At 75.8% G+C, this 1,415-nt stretch carries 2 protein-coding genes; both read right to left on the bottom strand.

What is annotated here, in order from left to right; all coding sequences use genetic code 11:
- Positions 1-204 precede the first annotated feature (204 nt).
- Positions 205-1,035: a sugar phosphate isomerase/epimerase family protein gene (locus ACFU99_RS43625; RefSeq protein ID WP_384404324.1), complete on the bottom strand. Its 831-nt coding sequence runs from the start codon at positions 1,033-1,035 to the stop codon at positions 205-207.
- A partial coding sequence (locus tag ACFU99_RS43620) for a DUF993 family protein (protein WP_384404322.1) occupies positions 1,032-1,415 on the bottom strand: 384 nt, incomplete at its 5' end. The genes ACFU99_RS43620 and ACFU99_RS43625, both read right to left, overlap by 4 nt.

Genomic DNA, 1,415 nt, shown 5'->3' with positions numbered 1-1,415 from the left:
CGCCGACGCTCTGGCCAGGGCCATCGGGCCGGTCGCCAGGGCCCTCGCCAACAAGACCGGCCGCCCCGAGACGGAGGTCGCCGCCGCGCTGCGGGTCATCGCCCCGGTGCTGGTGACCGTGGTCGGCCGGCGGTCCGCGCACCACTGACGCCGACCCGCGCGGGCCGACGGCTCTTCACAGCACAGCGGGCCGGCGGCTCTTCCTCAGAGCACGTGGGCCCGGTAGCGGTCGAAGGTCTCGGCGAGGACCTCCTTGCCGTCGCGCGCCCAGAGCGCCGGGTTGAAGATCTCCGCCTCGATGGGGCCGTCGTAGCCCGCCGCGTCCACCAGTTCACGGAAGCGGCGCAGGTCCACACAGCCGTCGCCGAGCTGTCCCCGCCCCAGCAGGACCCCTTCGGGCAGCGGCGTCACCCAGTCGGCGACCTGGAAGGACGCGATCCGGCCGGCGCGCCCGGCGCGGGCGATGCCCTCGGCCGCCGTGTCGTCCCACCACAGGTGGTACGTGTCGACGACGACGCCCACCTGCTCCGCGGGGAACCGTTCCGCCAGGTCCAGGGCCTGGGCGAGGGTCGACACGACGCAGCGGTCGGACGCGTACATCGGGTGCAGCGGCTCGATCGCGAGCCGCACCCCGCGCTCCGCGGCGTACGGGCCCAGCTCCGCCAGCGCGTCCGCGACCCGCTCGCGGGCGGCGGACAGGTCGCGGCTGCCGGGCGGCAGGCCGCCGGAGACGAGGACCAGGACCCCGGTGGACAGGGCCGCGGCCTCGTCGACGGCGGCCCGGTTGTCGGCGAGGGCCTCGGCGCGCGCGGCCGGGTCGTCCGCGGTGAGGAAACCGCCCCGGCAGAGGGTGCTGACGGTGAGCCCCGCGTCCCGTACGAGGCGGGCGGCGGCGGCCGGCCCGTACTCCTGGACCGGTGCGCGCCACAGCCCCACGTGCCGGACACCGGCCGCCGCGCAGCCGTCGACCAGCTCGGGCAGCGACCACTGCTTGACGGTCTCCTGATTGATGCTGAAGCGCTCCGCGCCGCTCACGCCGCCCCTCCCCGACCAGTGCCGACGTGACCCGCGATCAGCGCCTTCATCCGGACCTCGGCGCGTTCCGGGTCGGGGAACAGGCCGAGCGCGTCGGCGAGTTCGTACGCGCGGGCGAGATGCGGCAGCGAACGGGCGGTCTGCGCGCCGCCGACCATCGTGAAGTGCTCCTGGTGCCCGGCCAGCCAGGCGAGCAGGACGACGCCCGTCTTGTAGTGCCGGGTCGGCGCCTGGAACAGATGGCGGGCCAGCTCGACGGTCGGGTCGAGGAGGGCGCGGAAGCGCCCGGCGTCGCCGGTGTCCAGGACGCGCAGGGCCTCGGCGGCGAGTGGGGCCAGCGGGTCGAAGACGCCGAGCAGGGCGTGGCTGAACCCCTGGTC

Origin of the sequence: Streptomyces sp. NPDC057654 (assembly GCF_042800135.1) — a bacterium.
Classification (GTDB): Bacteria; Actinomycetota; Actinomycetes; order Streptomycetales; family Streptomycetaceae; genus Streptomyces.
Note: the sequence above shows the minus strand (reverse complement) of the source record. Positions and strands in the feature narration are given on the sequence as shown.